Annotated in this window: 11 protein-coding genes and 1 tRNA gene; all 12 read right to left on the reverse strand. The window is 67.4% G+C overall.

Annotation, left to right across the window (positions count from 1 at the left end):
* Nucleotides 1-2 precede the first annotated feature (2 nt).
* Entirely contained in the window at nucleotides 3-464 is a 462-nt protein-coding gene (locus B5X90_RS07955; protein ID WP_079551675.1) for an adenylyltransferase/cytidyltransferase family protein, read from the reverse strand.
* 56 nt (nucleotides 465-520) lie between these two features.
* Nucleotides 521-2,110, reverse strand: a complete 1,590-nt coding sequence (locus tag B5X90_RS07960; protein WP_079551677.1) for a sugar transferase — start codon at nucleotides 2,108-2,110, stop codon at nucleotides 521-523.
* A gap of 526 nt (nucleotides 2,111-2,636) precedes the next feature.
* Entirely contained in the window at nucleotides 2,637-5,366 is a 2,730-nt protein-coding gene (locus B5X90_RS07965; protein ID WP_079551679.1) for a helix-turn-helix transcriptional regulator, read from the reverse strand.
* A 71-nt stretch (nucleotides 5,367-5,437) separates the two neighbouring features.
* Entirely contained in the window at nucleotides 5,438-8,179 is a 2,742-nt protein-coding gene (locus B5X90_RS07970; RefSeq protein WP_079551681.1) for a helix-turn-helix transcriptional regulator, read from the reverse strand.
* Between the two features lie 282 nt (nucleotides 8,180-8,461).
* Complete coding sequence (locus B5X90_RS07975) at nucleotides 8,462-11,215, reverse strand: LuxR C-terminal-related transcriptional regulator (RefSeq protein WP_372702878.1); 2,754 nt, start codon at nucleotides 11,213-11,215, stop codon at nucleotides 8,462-8,464.
* Complete coding sequence (locus tag B5X90_RS07980) at nucleotides 11,193-13,937, reverse strand: helix-turn-helix transcriptional regulator (RefSeq protein WP_079551685.1); 2,745 nt, start codon at nucleotides 13,935-13,937, stop codon at nucleotides 11,193-11,195. The genes B5X90_RS07975 and B5X90_RS07980 overlap by 23 nt, the downstream gene beginning before the upstream one ends.
* A 238-nt stretch (nucleotides 13,938-14,175) precedes the next feature.
* The gene (gene pth, locus B5X90_RS07985; protein ID WP_026537746.1) at nucleotides 14,176-14,763 is read right to left on the reverse strand and encodes an aminoacyl-tRNA hydrolase; all 588 of its coding nucleotides are present in this window, start codon (nucleotides 14,761-14,763) and stop codon (nucleotides 14,176-14,178) included.
* Between the two features lie 182 nt (nucleotides 14,764-14,945).
* Nucleotides 14,946-15,545: a 50S ribosomal protein L25/general stress protein Ctc gene (locus B5X90_RS07990; RefSeq protein ID WP_028276489.1), complete on the reverse strand. Its 600-nt coding sequence runs from the start codon at nucleotides 15,543-15,545 to the stop codon at nucleotides 14,946-14,948.
* 273 nt (nucleotides 15,546-15,818) lie between these two features.
* A complete protein-coding gene (locus B5X90_RS07995) occupies nucleotides 15,819-16,799 on the reverse strand; it encodes a ribose-phosphate diphosphokinase (RefSeq protein WP_018774662.1) in 981 nt (326 codons plus the stop codon).
* 5 nt (nucleotides 16,800-16,804) lie between these two features.
* Complete coding sequence (glmU, locus tag B5X90_RS08000; protein ID WP_079551687.1) at nucleotides 16,805-18,334, reverse strand: bifunctional UDP-N-acetylglucosamine diphosphorylase/glucosamine-1-phosphate N-acetyltransferase GlmU; 1,530 nt, start codon at nucleotides 18,332-18,334, stop codon at nucleotides 16,805-16,807.
* Nucleotides 18,335-18,377: 43 nt separating this feature from the next.
* A tRNA-Gln gene (locus B5X90_RS08005) sits at nucleotides 18,378-18,449 on the reverse strand.
* A gap of 385 nt (nucleotides 18,450-18,834) precedes the next feature.
* Nucleotides 18,835-19,071, reverse strand: a 237-nt coding sequence (locus B5X90_RS08010) for an IS3 family transposase (protein ID WP_143264682.1), incomplete at its 5' end; no start/stop codon positions are given.

A 19,071-nucleotide genomic window follows, 5' to 3' on the forward strand; every position in this document is an offset into this window, starting at 1 on the left:
GCTCACAGCCTGGCTCCTTGCCTGAGGTGCGACGGCGAGGCGGACTGGTTGATTAGTTCCAGGGCCGTGCGCAGGGCCGAACTGGAGGTGTGGACGGTGTACGGGAAGTAGATGACCTCGACGCCGACGGCGCCAAAGGCCGCCTGCAGCCGGTCGCCTTGCGGCGTGCCCTTCCAGTCGGCGCCCTTGAAGAAAACATTGAAACGCAGGTCTTCCCAGACCTGAAGCTTGTCCGGGACGACTTCTGCGAAGACCTTGTCCACGTAGCCGATGCTGCCGACGATTTCCATCCTCTCGGCGAGGGGGACCAACGGCAACCTGCCCTTGACCTCTTCGAGGATTTCGTCGGCCACTACCCCAGCGATCAGGTAGTCGCATTGGCTCCTGGCGTGCTTGAGGATGTTCAGATGCCCGATGTGGAAGAGATCAAAAGCTCCCGGGGCATATCCAATTCTAAGTCCCATCGTGTTTTTGCTGCCTTCCCGTTTGGCGCCGGCCCAGTACCGGCGATTGTGTGCGTTTAGTAGGCCCCTACCGGGTGGAGAATGACTCTGAGCGTTCGCCACAGGATCATGATGTCGCCGGTCAGCGACCAGTTCTCCACGTAGTAGAGGTCCCAACGGACGCTCTCGTCCCAGCCCAAGTTGGACCGGCCGTTGATTTGCCACAGCCCCGTGATGCCCGGCTTGATCAGGAGCCGCCGGCTCACATCGCCCTCGTAGCCCGCGACTTCACCGGGCAGCTGGGGCCGCGGCCCCACCAGGCTCATGTCGCCCTTCAGGACGTTCCAGAACTGCGGCAGCTCGTCCAGCGAGTACTTCCTGAGCCAGCGTCCGCAGGGGGTGATCCGGGGATCGTGCTTGAGCTTGAAGAGCAACCCCGCCCCCTCGTTGAGGTCCAGCAGCGCCGCCAGGTCTTGTTCCGCGGTGGTGACCATGGAGCGGAATTTGACCATCTTGAACCGCTCGCCGTTGAGTCCAACCCGTTCCTGGCGGAAGAACACCGGCCCCTTGCTGTCGCGGACGATGATCCAGGCCAGGGCGCAAAGCAGGGGTGAGAGGACCAGTAGGGCCGCGGCGGAAGCCACGATGTCAACGAGGCGCTTGAGCGTGTGCTTGTAGCCGGTGAACCGCGGCAGTTCCACGTGCATGAGGGGCAGGCCCTCGACGGGCCGCCAGTGGATCCGGGGCCCGGCGACGTCGGTCAGGCTCGAGGCCAGGACCAGGCCGGCCCGGGTGCCCTCCAGGGCCCATCCCAGCTGCCGGATGGACCGGGTGCCGCCCCGGAGCGGCCCGGCCACCACGACGGCGTTCGCCCCTGTTTCGGCGACCTTCCCCGCAACCGAGTCGACGTCGCACAGGACCGGGACCCGCTCGGCGGAGATTTGCAGGTGGCTTTCGGTGTAGCCGGCCGGCAAAGCGGCCCCCACGACTTCGTAGGCGGCCCCGGACACTTTGCCGAACTGCCGGATCACGTACTCGACGTCCGCGGGTTCCCCCACGACGATCACCTTGGAAAGGTAGTGGCCAAAGAGCCTCTGCCGGTTCAGCCAGGCCCGCCATTGCCAGCGATTGAACAGCAGCAGCAGGGCACCGGCCGGAAGCGCGAGGGCAAAGTGGCCGCGGACCACATCGATGCCCAGGAGGATGACCGTGATCGCGATCCCGCCGAAGACGCCCAGGGTCGCGTCCAGGACCCGTTTGTATTCCTCGGAGCCGATTCCCAGGACCGTCTCTTCGCGGGTGCGGTGCACTTCGAGCGCCAAGACCCAGACCAGGAGGATGGCAACGCTCACGGCCAGGTACGAACCGCCCGCCCCGCCCTGGGTCAGGGTGGGCTCGCCTGCTTCGAGTTGGACGGCATATGCGGCTGCGACAGCGATCGCCACAATGGCGGCGTCCGTGAGCCGGAGCCAGCGACGGTAGCGCTTGGCCCAGGACTTGCCGGAATCGACAACTGCGGTGGCCGGAACATCGTGGCCCACGGCCGGGGCGGCGGGCCACGGCTGGCCGAGCGAACCGGCGCTCGAGGCCAGCACCGGCGCGGTCCTGCCGGTCAAACGGCTTCGCCGCGCCCGATACCCCCTGCGGCGCTCGTCGACGGCGCTCATGCCGGGTCCGCGCTTCTCATCGGCGCGGACCCGGGAATAGACCGGTTAAGGGAGCCGGCGGCGGCTGGGGGGAGAGCCTCGGTCTCAGAAGGCTCTGACGCCGCCGGCTCCGACCTTGGCGTACGGCTGCCAGTTACGGCACCATACGATTCCAATGAAGGAGTTCGGTGTAGGGAGGTTACGACACGACCACCTCTAATGGTGGCAGTGGCTGCTTCAGCAAGCAAGATGGTTTGCAAGACCAAACTTCCCTGCAGGACATACCCGCGGTCGATTACCGCCCTGAAGTTCCTCATTTTGAGACCTTTGTGAGTTGTTCGTGGGACTGGCTTAAGTCAATCGCCCGAACCGACTCTGCACACGAGTAGCGTTTACCCGACTTCTGTCGGCCCACTTGCGACGGCACTACTTGGGGATACTCCCGCCGGTCCCCCGCGCCACCCGGGCTGTACGCAGGCCGCCACCGCGGCCGGCGGTCAGGAGGGCAGGGCGCCGGGCTTCAGGTACCAGGGTTCAGGTGCCAGGTTCAGGGCTCGGGGTTCAGGGAGCCGTAGCCCAGGAGGTCCGCCCGCCGCCCCACGCCGAGCTTGGCGAAGATCCGGGACAAGTGCCCCTCCACGGTCCGAAGTGACACACAGAGCGCGGTGGCGATCTCGGCGTTCGTGGCCCCGCCCGACACCCGTTCCAGGACTTCGGTCTCACGGGCCGTCAACGGGGCGCCGTGATCGCTGCGGACGACCTCCAATCGCGACAACATTCCGGCCTCCACCAGGCGGTGATGGACCCGGCGCTGGACCGCCGTAAGCCGCCACCGCTCCGGGTCGTCCGCCAGGATCCGCTCGGCCTGCTGGGCGGCCTCAAGGGCAAGGAGTCCGTGCCCCGCATTGAGCGCGTCGTCGCTGATGCCAATGAGGTCGGACGCATCAGACGCCGACACCGCCCGCGCATAGGACTCCACCAGCCTGGCCTCCGGGCCGTCGACTGCGCCGCTGCTGAGGGCTAGGGCCTCGGCGCCCGAGGTGTCACCGCCGCGGAGCGCGAGCCGCCTGATATCGGTTTCAACGCCCCGCAGGCTCTCGTGCAGGGCCTCGTCCGCCAGCCGCGCCAAAGCCCCGGCGCCGCTCCCTCCGGGCCCTTCTCCGGGTTCAGCCGCCCGGCAGTACGCCTCAGCCAGCAGGTGAAGGGTTTTCGGCTCCCGGTACACCGAGAGCCGGTAGGCGAGCACATGCTGGCTGGCCTCATGGTGGCGTCCGACGGCGCCTGCGGCATAGGCCGCGACGGCCCGCGCAAACGGCAACAGACCTAACGGGTCGGCGATTGTTAGTTCTTCCACACTCAGCCGAAGTTCGGCCAGGCTTTCACGCATCCTGCCCTGGCGCAACCGCGAGTATCCCCGCATGAGGTGCAGCATGCCGCCGCTGTACAGCAGCCGCCCAGGCTCATGTGCCGCGTAATCGTCCAGGACATTTCCGAGCCGGTCCCAGTCGCCGGCCCAGATCAGATTCAGGCAGTGGCGCACCACTAGGTCCTCGTAGACCAAGGGAAGTTCCAGGCTTGCGGTCCGGGCGCCGCCCCATGCCTCGCCGTCCAAACGCAGCCCTGCGCGGAGTTGACCTTGGGCGGTCAAGAGTTCGGCGAGGAGGGAAACTGCCGGGACCCGGATTTCGGGATAGGCGCCTGCCGCGGCGATGAGTTCGCGCAGCACGGTTCCCACTGCCATGAACTTGCCGTCCCACGAGTGGCTCAGAAGCTCTGTGGTCAGTCCCCCGGCGGCTGTCACGTCCGACGGCCGTCCCGCCGGGGCTCGTCCGGAAAGGTCGGTGCACGTTGCGAAATCCGCAGACAGCGAATCCCGGGCCCGCGATTCCAGGAGCCCTGCTTCCATGGGCAGTTCAAAGGCCGGGTGGTGCGTCCCGGCGTCGGCATGCTGTTGCCGGGCCGTCGTTGCGGACCCGAGCCGGGCTGCGAGGAGGGCAGCCAGGTAAGAGGGCCGTCCGGAGGGCACCGGCTGTGCGGACTCCAGACACGCCACAGCCGCCTCGGTGTGCCCCGCGATGAAGTGCGAATAGGCCAACTGGATCCGGGCCTCGGGGAGGAACCGGGCGTCCCGTATGGCGCCAGCCATCCGGGCCGCGGTCGCAGGGTCCAAGTCCGTGTTCGCGGCGACAGCGGCCTGCAGGAGCTGGATCGGAGGGATCTCTACTCCGCAGTCCATGGACCAGCGCAGCCGGTTGAGGGCCGCTCCCGGCGCCGCGGCCCGCACCGACGGAAGCGACAACACGCTCGAACGCAGGGCCGAACTGCGGCCGGCCGGGATCCGCTGGCGGATAATCTCGCCAAGGATCGGGCTGGCGGGCCGTACCAGCCGGTCATGTCCCGTGGAGACGGCAATGATGCCCGCGGTGTCCAGGGCATCGACGGCCTTGGGACCACTGATCCGCAGAATCTGGGACAGGGACAGCGGTCCGGCCATGGCAACGATCGTGGCGGCGGTCTTTTCCTCCGGTGTCATGGAGCGCAGCTGCCGGTCCACAACATCGGCGGCCGGAACCTGGGCCATGTCGGGGTTGGCCAGCAGGAACCAGACTCCGTGCCGGAGGCCCAAGGCACCGCTGGCACGGGCATGCTGGATCAGGGACATCAGCATGAGCGGGTTGCCGTCGGCCGCCTTATGGAACAACGCACTGACCCACGGAGAGACGTCGGCCCGCAGGACTTGCTCACACAACTGGTGGGTTCCGGTCCGGCTCAGCGGGTAAAGGTCGAACTTGGCGATAATCCCGTCGTCCCAGAGCGCGAGGAACTCTTCCGGAATCATCGGCCCGGGACGGCAGGCCACGAGGATTCCCGCGGCGCCGGTCGCCGCCGCCTGCGCCAACTGCCGGACGGTCCCATGGTCGAGGCAGTGCGCGTCGTCGACCACAAACAGAGGGCGGTCCGCCTCGGATTTCAGGCTGCGCGCCATCGCTTCCACGACGGCTGCGTAGGAGTCGAGTTCCCGGTCTGGAAGCCGGGACAAGTACGGCGCCAAGGCACCGAAGGGAACGCTGGCCAGGGCCGGGGTTGCGGTCAGCCGAATCAGGTGGCGGTGCGGCTCGAGTTCGCGGATGGCGGCTTTGAGGACGGCGGTCTTGCCCGCGCCCGCGCCGCCGATGATGAGCGCACCTGATCGGGTGTCGTCACGCAGGCAACGCACCAGGTCCTTGACCAGCGCCGAGCGCTCGATCAGTGCCGAGGTCTCAGCCAGGCTTTCCATCGCCGGTTCTTCCTGCCAGTTTCTGCCCGTCTTGAATAGCCGTCCGGGTTGCCGCCTGCAGTCCGCCGGGCTCAGCCGAGCCTGGCGCTGTCTGCCGGAGTCGAGATGACATCTTTGAGTTCCGATCGGCTGGCGACGTGCAGCTTCGAATACACCTGATAGAGGTGTCCTTCCACAGTGCGGACGGATACGTGCATCTGTTCCGCGATCTTGCGGTTGGACGTACCGGCAGCGGCGCGGACCGCCACTTCACATTCCCTCGCCGTCAGGGTTGAGGTTGTGAGCGACCGCAGCCCGTTCTTTGGACTGCCGAACTTGTCATCGAGGGACTGCTGCGCCCGCTGGGCGATCCGCAGCGCGATGCGGTTGCCGGCGTCGTTGGCGCAGCCGACGGCTTTCCGCACCGCGTCCCTGGCGAACACGGTGTTGCCGCATGCCTCAGCTTCCTTGGATGCTGCCAGCAACTGTTCGCTGTCAGCCTCCCGCATGCCTTCGGCCAGCCGCGAGCACAGGGCCGCGAATTGTCCGGTCACCCTCCCGCTCAGGCTGCCGAGCTTCTGGCCCGCCTGGCGGTCCCCCAGCCGAGCGGCGGCGGACTGGAACAGGAGCGCGGGGGCCAGTGCCGACGTTTCGGCGTCGTTGCCCGCTTCGGCCGAGAGCGCGCGGATGGACATTGCCCTCTGACCGAGCTCGGCCTGGGCTGACAGTTCGAAATAGCGTGTGAGCCGTTCCACCAGCCACGCCGCGGGTGGCCGGGCCTGGGCAAGATCGTCCAGCAGCAGGCCGGCCATTTCCTCTTCGCCCTGGAGGGCGGCGGCATAGGCACACACGGCCGCGGCCAGGCCTCCCAAAGCGTCGGGGTCCTGCGCCCGGAGCTGCCAGCGGCCTGCCTGGAGCCGGGACAAGGCGTCGTCGAGGTGTCCGGCATGCAGGTCCATGACGCCGTGCCCGATCTCAAACATCCCGCCCAGCCTGGTCTGGGGCTCTCCGCCGCTGTACGTCTCGTCGAGATAGGCGGACGTCTCCCTGAACTTGCCGGAGAGCAAAAGGAGGAGGAGGAACCTGCCCCTGATTTCACGAACCGCATGGTCCGTGAGCCGCACGCTGGCTGTGGCCGCCAGGATCTGCTTTCCAAGGGCGAACGCCCGCACCACGTTGCCGGTGACCGCCAGGGCCTCGCTGCGCACGCTGGCGGTCAGGATCCTTGGTTCGCTGCCCAGGTCTCCCGCGTCCACGCCGTCGGTTATGGCCAGGACTTCGTCGTAGCGTCCACGGAAAGCGGCGAGCCCAGCCTCCGCCAGGCGCAACCGCTCCCGGGCCGCAACTGCAACTGAACTCTGGGCGGCGGGCTCGACAGCCAGCCGCTCGGCGAACTCCTGTATCCGGGCTTCGGGGTCGGCGCCCGGGGCGGTGCTGCGTTTGTCCAGTTCCACGCGCAGCAGCTGCAGGGCGGTCCACTCGGTCAGGGGAAGCTCCGCGCACGCGCCGTCATCCAGTGCCTCCAGAACCCGGCGTGCGGACTCCTCGTTGTTCACCGAGATGTGGGCATTGACTGTTTCGATGGCCATCAGGGCGGCGGGTTCGCTACCTTCGACCTCCTGGACAAAGCGCAAGGCGGCGGCGTGGTCGGATGCACCGTTCGCGGAGCGGGCGGCGGCCAGGGCGACCTCGGAGGGCACCTCTTCCCCGCAGTCCAGAGCCCAGGCGACGCCGGCCGAGCCGCCGGTGTCCAGCGTGTCTGATTCCTGGAGCACGGCCGTGAGCCGGCGGCGGAGTTCGGCGCTGCGCCCGGGCGGGACCACGTTGGCGACAATACCGGCAGTCACCGGATTGGCGATGCTGACCATCGGCGGATGGTCATGGGTGACCCGGATCAGGGCCCGCTCCTGGAGCGCGTCCATATCCTGCGGGTTGGCGATGAGCATGAGGGTCTGCAGCGGGACTGCCCCGGCGAGTGCCAGCAGTTCAAAGACGTCGCGCTGGCCGTTGCCGAGCCGGTTGAGGCGTGCCTTCACGACGTCCCGGATCTCTCCGGTCAAGGCGATGGGGCCGTTGCCCAGGAACCATACACCGTCCTGGCGGACCACTGTGCCCAGCTTGATCTGCTCCCGGGCCAGGGAATGGAGGAACAAGGCGTTGCCCCCGCTCGCGCTCCACAGCGCCCGGGCCGCGGTCAGGGAGAACCGGCCGCCGTATTCGTGGTGCAACGTTGTTGCCGTCTCTGCGAAGTCGAACGGTCCGAGGTCCACCCGTCGGAGCAGGTCATCCTTCCACAGGCCCATGATGTCCCCGCCGATGTGGGGCATGTCAACGCACGCCGCCAGCAACGTGACATGGGACCCGGCGCTCAACTGGGCCACCATCATGCTGGAGAGCTCGTCGAGATCATGCGCGTTGTCCACGAAGAGGACGATTCGCCGGCCTTCGGATTTGTTGTGAAGCAGCTGGGTCAGTCCGCGCAGCACCATCAGCGGGTGCTCGAGGTGGGAGGCGTCGAGGTCGTTGAGCAGGACGCTCAGGGCCCCGTAGGGAAGCTTGGAGGATATGGAGCTGCCCCTGACCTGGACTACCAGGTAATCGTCGCCGAGCTGCTCCAGGGCGCGCTGGGCGATAAAGGACTTGCCAGCCCCGTGGTCGCCCACGAGTACGATGCCGCAGCCGGAACCCGACGTCAGGGTCTCGACAATGTCGGCAACGACTTCCTGGCGGGTGAAGGGTCTGTCCTTACTGCGGCCATAACCGTTTCTCTGCGCCGGAAACACTATTTCTGTCTGGCCGCTGCCCGCAGGCAAGCCGGCGTCTTGCTGGAACATATGAGAGACCTTCGCAATCAAAGTGTGAGCGGTGATACCTCAACGGTAGGGACTACGCGTATTTTCGGTATGCGTAAGTAGTACTCGATTACCTAGCGAGTATTCCGCCCGCTCTACGTAGCTGTACTCAGTTGGGCAGGCACTGCAGCAGGGCCCAAACCAAGTAGTCGCAATCCCGCCGCACGTGTCCGGGGCCGGTAGCGGCCCGGACACCGGATAGACGGTCCGCCAGGCCGGCCGGCCGCCGGAGATGGCCCCACACGGCCTCTCCCTTGCTTGCCGCTAGTGGCCGCCGATACCGGGAAGCTGCTCACGGCCCTTGACGTTGAGCTTCGCGTAGCTGCGGTAGAGATGGCCTTCAACCGTGCGCACGGACACCTGGAGCTCTGCGGCAATCTGCCGGTCAGTGAGGCCGCGTACAGCAAGCGCCACAATGTCACGCTCGCGGCGGGTCAGTATGCCGAGCGAGTCATCGTTCTTGGCCGCTTCGTCACCGGGAAGGTCATCGGCTCGGTCCAGGCACCGCTTCCGCTGGGAATTGGCCATACGCTCCCTGAGGGTGTCGCCAGCGGCCCGGTAGACGTGCGCCGCGGCGTCGTAGGCAAGGGCGGCAAAGGCCCACAGTTCCGCCGCCTCACAGGTTTTGGCGGCCTCAAGGAGGTCTGCGGCGTTGTCCGTGCTGATGGCTGCGGCGTAGGCGCAGATTGCGGCGGGCCTTGGCCCCTCAAGCCCGGCCCGGAGTTCGAGCAGCCTCGGCGCCGAGTCCGTGTCCCCCAGGGCCAGGCAAAAGGCCAGCGCGTCGAGTTCGAGGCCGGCGGTGTCCACTTCCGGGTACGGGCGGCCCAGCCGCTTCAGTTCCGCGATGGCACCCGGGTAGTTCCCGAGCCGGGCCTTTCCATAGACCACGGCCATCGCGGCCAGCGAGCGCATGTACCGCGGCAAGGCCGCGGGTGCTGCCTCGAAGTCGGCAAGGAGAAGCTCCGCTTTCGTCTGGGCACCGACTTCGGCGGCTGCCGCGAAGGCCATGGCCGCCGTGAGCGCGAACAGTTGCTGGGGGTCGGTCAACCGCAGCGCTTCGAGCGCGGCACTTAGCGTGTTCAGGGCCTGGGCGGCCTTGCCCTGATAGAGCAGGATGATGCCGTGCGCCGCGTGCACTCCCCCGCCGAAGGAAATCAGGTTGGGCCCGGATCCGGCGACGAAGCCGGTCAGGAGGCTTTCCGCCCCCTGCCAGTCGCCGGAGTGGATTGCTGCGGCCGCGGAACGGACCACGAGGAAGTCGGTGAGGAAGTAGAGCTCGTCGTGGTCGGCCCCGGCGGCCTCGATGGCCCGGTTCATCGCGGCGAGGGCGCTCAGTCCCTTGCCGCCGGCCAGGAGCCGCTCCGCGTCGAGGCAGAGCCGGAACGCCTGTACAAGCGTGCTCGACGACGGGGTGTTCGACGACGGGGTGTTCGACGGCGGGGTGCCGGCGGCCGCGTCCTCTGCGGCCGCCGCCGCGGCCGGTGCTGCCGCGTACTCGCCCGCCAGCGCCAGGACCATGGCTTCCAGGATCTCCAGCCGCTCTTCCGTGGCACGGTGAATGGCTTCAGCGTCATCCGGCCGGGCCGCGGCGAGGCGTTCGGCGGCGCGTCGGAGCACCTGTGCCCGCTTGATGATCTCCGCCGGAGTGTTGCCCAGCGCTGACATCGTTGCGGCCCACAGGAGGGATCCGGCCAGGAGCCCGGGGATGCTGTTTCCCTGCCCGAAATCGGCGTCGAGGATGTCCCGTGCCGCCACGTAGTCGGAGGCGTTGTAGCGGGTCCGTGCTATCACGGCGCGGGCCGCCATCTGCAGTTCCGGATCCTTGACGAGGACGGCAGCCTTGCGGGCGAGCTCGTCCTCGTAAAGCCGGCTCGCGAGCACGGCCGCCCTCAGGAGCTGCCGGTCCTCGACCTCCGCGCCGCATTCGATCGACCAGCTCACATGCCGCAGCAGTCCCTCGGCCGACGTCGGCTCGCTGTCCATCTTGCGCAGCAGGCTCTGCCGAAGCTGCAGGCTCCTGGCCGGCGAAATCAGGTTCCGCAGAGTGTCGCCGTACACGGTATGCCACAGCCGCAGCTCACCCGTTCCGGTGTCCGTGACCCGGACCAGTTCGCTGTCAATCAGCGATCCCACGGCCTCTTCGCCGGCCACCGACTCGATCAGTTCCCGGGAAACGGGTTCGGCCAGCGCCACGAGGTTCAGGGCCTGCCGTTCTTCCGGCGAGCGCAGCAGCAACTGGCGGCGCACGACGTCGGTCAGCCGGTCACCGTGGCTGTTCAGGTGCCGGGTGAACAACCAGACACCGTTGCGCCGCAGCAGCGTCCCGTCGTTCCTGGCGTCGTCCAGGAGCCCGTTGAGAAGCATAGGGTTGCCGCCGGAGGCCTCCCAGAGGATCTCGGCGACGTTTGGCAGCACCTGCGAGCCGAGCTCGCCCTCCAGCATCTCTGTGGTCTGCGCGAGGGTGAGCGGGCGCAGGTCGTGCCGTTCGGCGATGCCTTCAAACCAGAGCTGCAGGAGCGGTTCCGGCAGTCCGGGCCGGGCCGCCGCGCCCACGAGCAGTTTCGCCCAGCCGGCCGCCGCCAGCTCCGCGAGGATTCCCGCCGTCGCCTCGTCGAGATCGTGTGCGTCGTCAACGACCAGCAGGAGGGGCTTCTGGGTGGCCCGCTTCTGCTCTTCCAGGTGCGCCCACAGCGTCCTCAGCACGGCCAGCTGCGATGTTGCTTCCTGGACCGGCAGTCCGACGATGAAGGGGCCCAGGACACCGTAGGGCACCTTGGTCAGCGAAGCGCTGCCGTGGATCGGCACCGGCGTCACCTCCGGGCCGAGCTCCCCTACCACGGCATCGATGAGCCTTGATTTGCCCATCCCGCTGTCGCCGAGGACGAACACGGCCACATGGCTGCCGCCCTGGAGGGCTTCCACTGCCGACATCAAATCTTCCGACCTCCCGGTCAAGGCGCGGGCCGGCGCCGTGCCGGGGGTTCCCGCCGGCCCCTTAGATGAGTCCAAGCAGATCACTTCGCGAAGAAACGCCGAGCTTCGTGAACACCTGGTACAAGTGGCCCTCCACGGTCCTGACGGAAATGCCCACTTCCAGGGCGATGTCCTTGTTGGAGACCCCGTTTCCGGCCAGGGTGGCGATTTGCCGCTCCCGGTCTGTCAGCAGCGGACCCTTGTTGCGCGGCATGACGGGCAGCGCCGGGACGGACTCCGAGAGGCTCTCCAGCATGCTGTAGGCGGCGTTGGCGCTGGCGGTCAGCCCGGCGCCCTTCGCGAAGTCGAAAGCGAGCGCGGCGCACCGGGCCTGGACGGCGTCCAGTTCGAGGCCCGCGGCCTGCCCGGCGGCTTCGAGCATGATCGCGGCGTCCTTCTTCCGGCTTCCGACGGCGACCGTCCGGGACAGCTCGGCCAGCGGCCCCTGCCGCAGCCCGGCGATTTCCTCCATGAAAAGAAAATCCTTGACGGTGCCGTTGACGGTGGCCCCGAGCATGCAGATGCCGGCCAGGGTGTAGCGGCCCTTCCGGAAATGCTCCTCCGCGGACCGTATCAGCCTGTCCTTGGCCTCGGGGTCACCGAGCCACCGCGACGCCATATCCATGCAGAACTCGGTGGAACTGCCAACCGTGAAGCGCGCCGGGCCATCCGCCGAGCGGGCCCGGTCCAGATAGACCGTGGCCTGGACCGAGTTGCCGGTCTGGGCGTAGGCAAAAGCAGTGGCGGCGTAGGCCTGGCGCAGGGACTGCAGGCTCGCCCGGACCTCCAGCTGGGCGATCGCGGCCAGCAATGGATCCAGTGCCATGTACCCGCGGCCGGCATAGACATAGGCAAGTCCCACGGCGAGGTCCGTCGCGGCGCTGCCGGAATGCAGCCCGTGCCCGGCCCGGCCGCTCGCGTCCTTGAGCATGTCGATGGCTTGGCGCCACAGGCCCGAGAGGAGCAGCACGTTGAAAGAGCGCCAGGCGAAGTTTTCCCGGATGCGCGGCACGTTGGACCACTCGCCCAGCTGACCCCCGATTTCCCGCATGAGTTTGCGGGCATCGAGTTCGTGACCGGTCATGGACCAGGCCTCCATCAGGATGATGGCCGACCTGAGCCGGTGCACGGGATCGGCGCCGGGCACGTCCGTGGTGGCCGCGGTGGCAAGCCGCTCCATCATGGGCTCGAAATCCCCGATGAATGAGAAGTAGTTGAACTCGCACAGATCCAGGCAGAGCCCCGCCCGGGCAAGCGCCGCAGGGGCGGGGGACGGCTCGTCCAGGCTCAGGTCCTGGAGCCGGACCCTGGCCTGCCCGAGCAGTTCGGGGACCTGGCCGGAGCGGTCGTCCAGCCATGCCATGCAGTCAGCCTTGGCCGCGATGAATTCGGCAAAGTTCTCGGCAGCGAGGTCGTTGACCTGCCGCTCGGAGACGTCGTCCAGCGCGGACATGGCCTGCAGCGGCAGGCCGAGCTGGAGGTAGGCGGCCGATTTCTGGAGCTGCCCTTCGGCCCATTCAGGGTCCGAGGGGGAGAGGCTGCCGGCGCATTTGAGGGCAAATTTCGGGTCGAAGAGCTTGACGGCGGCACTGGCAGCCGCCACGGCGTGGGCGGGTGCCAGCTGGGCGTGGCAGTCGTGGGTCCAGGCCGCGTAGGCCAGCAGGTCTTCGACTGTCAGCTCGTCCAGTTCATGTTCCTGGTGCCCGGGGACCTTGTCCCGGAGCTCCAGCCGGCGCTCCACGCTGAGCCAGTTGCGGACAATGTCGCCGAGGTAGCGGTCGCCCAATGTGACAAGGTGCCGGTCCGCGCGGTCGACCACGATCTGGCCGGCCTCTTCCATGTCGGCGATGACACCGGGGCTGTACATCCTGGCGAGCCGGGACAGGGGCAGGGTCCGAGCGCAGGAGAGGACGTCGATGACCTCCCGGGCCTCGGGTGTTTCCCTGGCATACCTGGCCCGGACAATATCCTCCAGCGCCGTGCGGCCATCCAGAACAACCTCATCGAGCAGTGTCCACACGGATCCGGACAGGACAAGGTTTCCGCGCTCGATTTGTTCGGAGACGACGGCCTGCAGGAGCGTGGGGCTGCCGCCGACCAGCTGGTGCAGCTGGCTTGCCAGGGCGGTCGAGACCCGATGGCCCAAAGCTGACTGCAGGACCTCCAGTGTCTCGAGCTCGGTCAGGTTGGCGAGCCGGACCTCGGCGAGCTGGCCCGAAGTGATGAGCCAGTAGAAATCGGGCGGAAGGTCAGTTGTGCGCTGCGCCGTTGCGATCAACCGGGCGGTCCGGGTCTGCAGCAGGTTGAGCAGGACCCCGGTGCTGAGTTCATCGAGGGAACCGGCGTTGTCCAGCAGGATCACGCACTGGCGGCCGGCGGCGTCGTCGCGAATCAGCGAGGTAATGCCGTGCAGGATGGCGGTCGGCGAGCCCAGGGAACTCTGCGGGAGCCGCGCAAGGGTGAAGGCGAGGCAGCCGTACGGCGTTGCCGAACCCGGCCCGGAACTGCGGAGCTGGATGGTGTAGACCTCGGGGCCGAAGCCCGCGAGGGCAGTCCGGCCGACAAGCGTTTTGCCCACGCCGCGGTCGCCAGTAATGACGACGCCCATCCGGTCCTGGGCAAGCAGCTCCTGGCGGACACGCTCGGCATCGGCGTTCCGCGCCAAACCGGACCAGCCGTGTCTTGCGACCTGGCCGGCAGCATGTTCTTCTTCGGCGGGTGCCAATGTAGTGGAAACATTCCCCCAGCCCAGCGAATCCCTCGACATGTAGTTTCCTTCGTACCGCTTTGCAGACAGCAACCCCGGACTGCCCACTTAGAAGTAGCGTATCCCTATCCCCCGACGTGAGAGTAGACAGATCATAGCTGGAATGCGGAAAGCTTGGAAAGGAAACACGTAATCCGCATGCAACTTAGTCGTCGCCCGCCTGCCGCGGGCCCGGCCCGGCCCGCCGTCGGGGCGTTTGGCTGCATGTTAATTTGCCTGCTTTTACGTCCGAACGGAGCTACGTCGCCTTGGCGGGGTGGAACTTTTGTTGGGCGGCGGTGAGGCCGTCCCGGACCAGGACTTCGACGGCGTCGGCAGCCGAGTCGATGAGGAAGGGCAGTTCCTTCTTCTCCGGCGCGGAAAAATCGCGCAGGACAAAGTCCGCGGTCTCCATCCGTCCGGGCGGGCGCCCGACGCCCACCCGCACCCGCAGGTAGTCCTTGGTGGCCAGGGCCTTGGAGATGTCGCGCAGTCCGTTGTGGCCGCCTTCGCCGCCGCCGATCTTGAGCCGCACGGTGTCGAAGGGGATGTCGATCTCGTCATGGACGGCAATGACATGGGCCGGATCGATCCCGTAGAACTGGGCCAGGGCAGACACCGGGCCGCCGGAGACGTTCATGTATGACAGCGGCTTGGCCAGCACGATCCGGGGGCCGCCGATGCCCAGGCGCCCTTCGAGGACCTGGGCCCGCGACTTGTGCGACTTGAAGCCACCGCCGACGCGCGAGGCGAGTTCGTCCAGGACCATCTGGCCGACGTTGTGCCGGTTGTGGCTGTACTCGGATCCGGGGTTGCCAAGGCCTACGATCAGCCAGGTGTCGGTCATGGTTCAGTCCTTCGGTGGGACGCGGCCGGGGGAAACGGCCAGTGGGGCGGGTCAAGTCGGACGGGGCAGGCAGCCGGCCTCGGGGCGCGTACCGCACGGGATACCGCACCGGACACGGCACCAGAGACAGACGAAGGCGGCCGGGCCCCTGAGGGACCCGGCCGCCGTCGAATTTGCCGGAATTACTCGGCTGCTGCTTCGGCAGACGGCGCGGCTGCTTCGCCCTCTTCGCCCTCTTCGACGTTTTCGGTGGCCTCGGAGATGTTGACGACGAGTGCTTCGGGGTCGGCCAGCAGGGTGGAACCCTTCGGCAGGACGAGGTCGGAAGCGTGGATGTGCTCGCCGGCGCTGCGGCCTTCGATGCTGACCTCGATGGCGGTCGGCAGGTGGGTTGCCTCGGCCTCGACGGAAACGACCGTCATTTCCAGGTTGTGGACGTTGCCCGGAGCCAGCTCGCCGCTGAGGTGAACGGGCACGTCAACGGTGACCTTCTCGCCGGTGCGGACGGTCAGCAGGTCGAGGTGCTCGATGATCTGCTTGATCGGGTTGCGCTGGATGTCCTTGACGAGGGCCAGGTGCTGCTCGCCGTCGATGTCCAGGGTCAGCAGGGCGTTGGCGGTGCGGACGGCCAGGGTGGTGGCCTTCGCCGGCAGGGTGATGTGGATCGGCTCGGCGCCGTGGCCGTAGATGACGGCCGGGATCAGGTTGGCCATGCGGGCGCGGCGGGCGAAGCCCTTGCCGAATTCGGTGCGGACTTCTGCTGCGAGCTTCTGCTCAGACATGGATATCTCCTCGTGGAATTTCAAGCTGTGGGACTAAACGGTGTTCAGCAAGGGCGGAGGTCTGTTTACGACCTTCAACGCCGGGCTGCCGTGCGGCTGCCCTTCAGAAGGAGATTCAGACCCAGTCGATTACGGAGACCAGCAGTCCGGGTTCCAATTAATTCCCAATACGGAATTCAATTCGGAAGACCGGCGCTCTCCCTCGCCAAGGTTTCGGTACAAGGCTACCAGCGGAGGGACCGGTTTCTGAAACCGGGCCCTCCGCCGGCTGGCTTAGGCCTGGCCGTCGAACAGGCTGGTGACGGAGCCGTCGTCGAACACTTCACGGATGGCTCGGGCGATCAGCGGCGCGATGGAGAGCACGGTCAGCTGCGGGAAGCGCTTGTCCGCGGTGATCGGCAGCGTGTTGGTGACCACCACTTCGCGGGCGCCGGACTCGGACAGCCGGCGGGCCGCCGGGTCGGAGAACACGGCGTGGGTCGCGGCGATGATGACGTCCTTGGCGCCGGCGTTCTTGAGCACCTGGACGGCGCCGGAGATGGTCCCGCCGGTGTCGATCATGTCGTCGATCAGGACGCAGGTGCGGCCTTCGATCTGGCCCACGACCGTCTTGGAGACGGCCTGGTTGGGCACGGTGAGGTCCCGGCTCTTGTGCACGAACGCCAGCGGCGCGCCGCCGAGGCGCTCGGCCCACTGCTCGGCCACGCGGACGCGGCCGGTGTCCGGCGAGACGACCGTGACCTTGTCCGAGCCGACCCGGGTGCGGATGTAGTCGGCCAGGAGCGGAATGGCCATCAGGTGGTCCACGGGGCCGTCGAAGAAGCCCTGGATCTGGGAAGTGTGCAGGTCCACGCTCATGATGCGGTCGGCGCCGGCGGTCTTGTACAGATCGGCGACGAGGCGTGCCGAGATCGGCTCGCGGCCACGGCCCTTCTTGTCCTGCCGGGCGTAGGGGTAGAACGGGGACACGACAGTGATGCGCTTGGCGGAGGCCCGCTTGAGCGAATCGATCATGATCAGCTGTTCCATGAGCCAGTTGTTCAACGGGGCCGGGTGGGCCTGGATCACGAAGGCGTCGGTGCCTCGGACGCTCTCGCCGGCCCGCACGTAGATCTCGCCGTTGGCGAAGTCGTAGGCGTCCAAGGGCAGCAGCTCGGTGCCGAGCTCCTTCGCGATCTCCTTCGCCAGCTCAGGGTGCGCGCGCCCCGCGGCCAGCACCAGCTTCTTCTCGCCGTGTGCCGTAATTTCGCTCATGATTGCTAGCCCTCTTCTGTCGGTGCCGGAGTAGTGGAGGATGTTGGGGCGGCGCCCGCGGAGACGGCGGACCCGGCCGGGGCTGATTGGGCCAGGGCGGACTCGGCCAGGGCGGCGGAGACGGAACCGGGGCGGTTGGCCGCAACCCAGCCTGCGGAGTTCCGCTGCTTGGCCAGGGTGACGGCGAGGGCGCCGGCCGGGACGTCCTGGCGGATGATCGCACCGGCGCCGCTGTAGGCGCCGTCGCCCACGCGAACGGGGGCCACGAACACGGTGTTCGAACCGGTGCGCACGCCCGAGCCGATCACCGTACGGTGCTTCTTCTCGCCGTCGTAGTTGGCCGTGATGTTGCCGCAGCCGATGTTGGTGTCCTCGCCGATCTCCGCGTCGCCGGCATAGCCGAGGTGGGACAGCTTCGAGCCGCGGCCGATCGTGACGTTCTTGGTTTCGTAGAACGCGCCGATCTTGCCGGTCTCGCCCAGGACGGTGCCCGGGCGCAGGTACGTGAAGGGGCCAACGCTGGCGCGCGCCCCGATCGTGGAGCCGGAGCCATGGGTGCGGATCACCGTGGCGCCCTCCCCCACCGTGACGTCGGTCAACGTGGTGTCCGGGCCGACGACGGCGTCGCGCGCCACCGTGGTGCTGCCGTGCAGCTGGGTGTTGGGCAGGAGGCGGACGTCCTCGTCGAGCGTCACCGTGGCGTCGATCCACGTCGTGGCGGGATCCACGACGGTCACGCCGGCGCGCATCCAGGCTTCGAGGTTGCGGCGGTTGAGTTCAGCGCCGAGCGCCGAGAGCTGGACACGGTCGTTGGCGCCCTCCACCTGCCAGCGGTCTTCGGTGACGACGGCGGCGACGCGGCCGCCGGCGGCGCGGGCCAGGGCCAGGACATCGGTGAGGTACTTTTCGCCCTGGGCGTTGTCCGTGGTGACGTGGACCAGCGCGTCGCGCAGTACGGCGGCGTCGAAGGCGTAGATGCCGGAGTTGACCTCACGGATTTCGCGTTCGGCGCTGGTGGCGTCCTTGTGTTCGCGGATTCCCGTGACGGTTCCGTCTTCCGCACGGAGGATGCGACCGTAGCCGGTGGCGTCGTCGAGCACGGCGGTGAGAACAGTGACGGCGTTGCCCTCGGCCTCGTGGGCGGCGACGAGCTCGCCGAGCAGGCCACCGGTGAGCAGCGGGACGTCGCCGTACGTGACCACGACCGTTCCGCCCAGCCGCCCTTGGGAGTCGAGCGCGTCGAGCGCTTCCAGTGCCGCCTCGACCGCGCGGCCGGTGCCGGGCACATCATCCTGGTCCACAATCAGGGCTTGCGGATCGAGGGCGGCGACGTGGGCGGCGACGAGGTCGCGTTCATGCCGGACCACCAGGGCCAGCTCTCGGGGGCTGATACTGCGGGCCGCCTGGAGCGCGTGGCCGACCAGCGAGCGGCCGCCGATCTCATGGAGAATTTTGGGGGTACGGGATTTCATCCGGGTACCGGCCCCTGCAGCTAGGACGATCACGGCGGCTGGGCCAGTATTCTCGGGGCTCACGTATTGGCTCTCCTTGCTTGGTTGCGCAGTGTGTCTCGCCAAGTTCCGCCCATAGGACTCGAACCTATACTCCACGGCTCCAAAGGCCGGGGTGCTGCCATTACACCAGAGCGGACCGTGCCCAGGCCTGACCTGTGGCACGAGAATCAATTCTGCCACGAAGGTTGATGCTCGTGCGACTCAGCGCCGCGGAAGGGGCGGGCAGGTGCGGGAGGGCTGTGCGGCCGGCGCCACGGGACATGCCCATTCTTGGTGCGCGCGGCGAGACATGTCCTGCAGGATTCACGAGCTCCGCGCAACGTGCCTTCCTGGGCTTGCGCCGAGACCCCGTCCCCTCAGCGGGACATGCCCAGTGTTGGTCCCGAGCAATGGACATATTGCCAATATGCCCATCCCTGGCCCGCGCCACGGAACATGCCCACGGAATTTCGGCCCTGCAGTGGACATGTCCAGTGTTGGTCCTGAACTGGTCCCCGAAAGTTGGACTGGTTGGTAAGAGCCTAGGCTGCGAGGGCCTGGGCACGGTATTGCAGCGGGCTCAGGCCCTCAAGCTTTGTTGAGATCCGTTCGGTGTTGTACCAGCGGATGTATTCGTGCAGTGCCGCTGCCAGTGCGTCGGTGCTGATGAACCGGACATGGTGGAAGAGCTCTTCCTTGAGGTGACCGAAGAAGTTCTCGATCACCGCGTTGTCGTAGCAGTTGCCCTTGCGGGACATTGATTGAACCGCACCGGCACC

It is taken from the genome of Arthrobacter sp. 49Tsu3.1M3 (assembly GCF_900168135.1).
Taxonomy (GTDB): Bacteria; Actinomycetota; Actinomycetes; order Actinomycetales; family Micrococcaceae; genus Arthrobacter.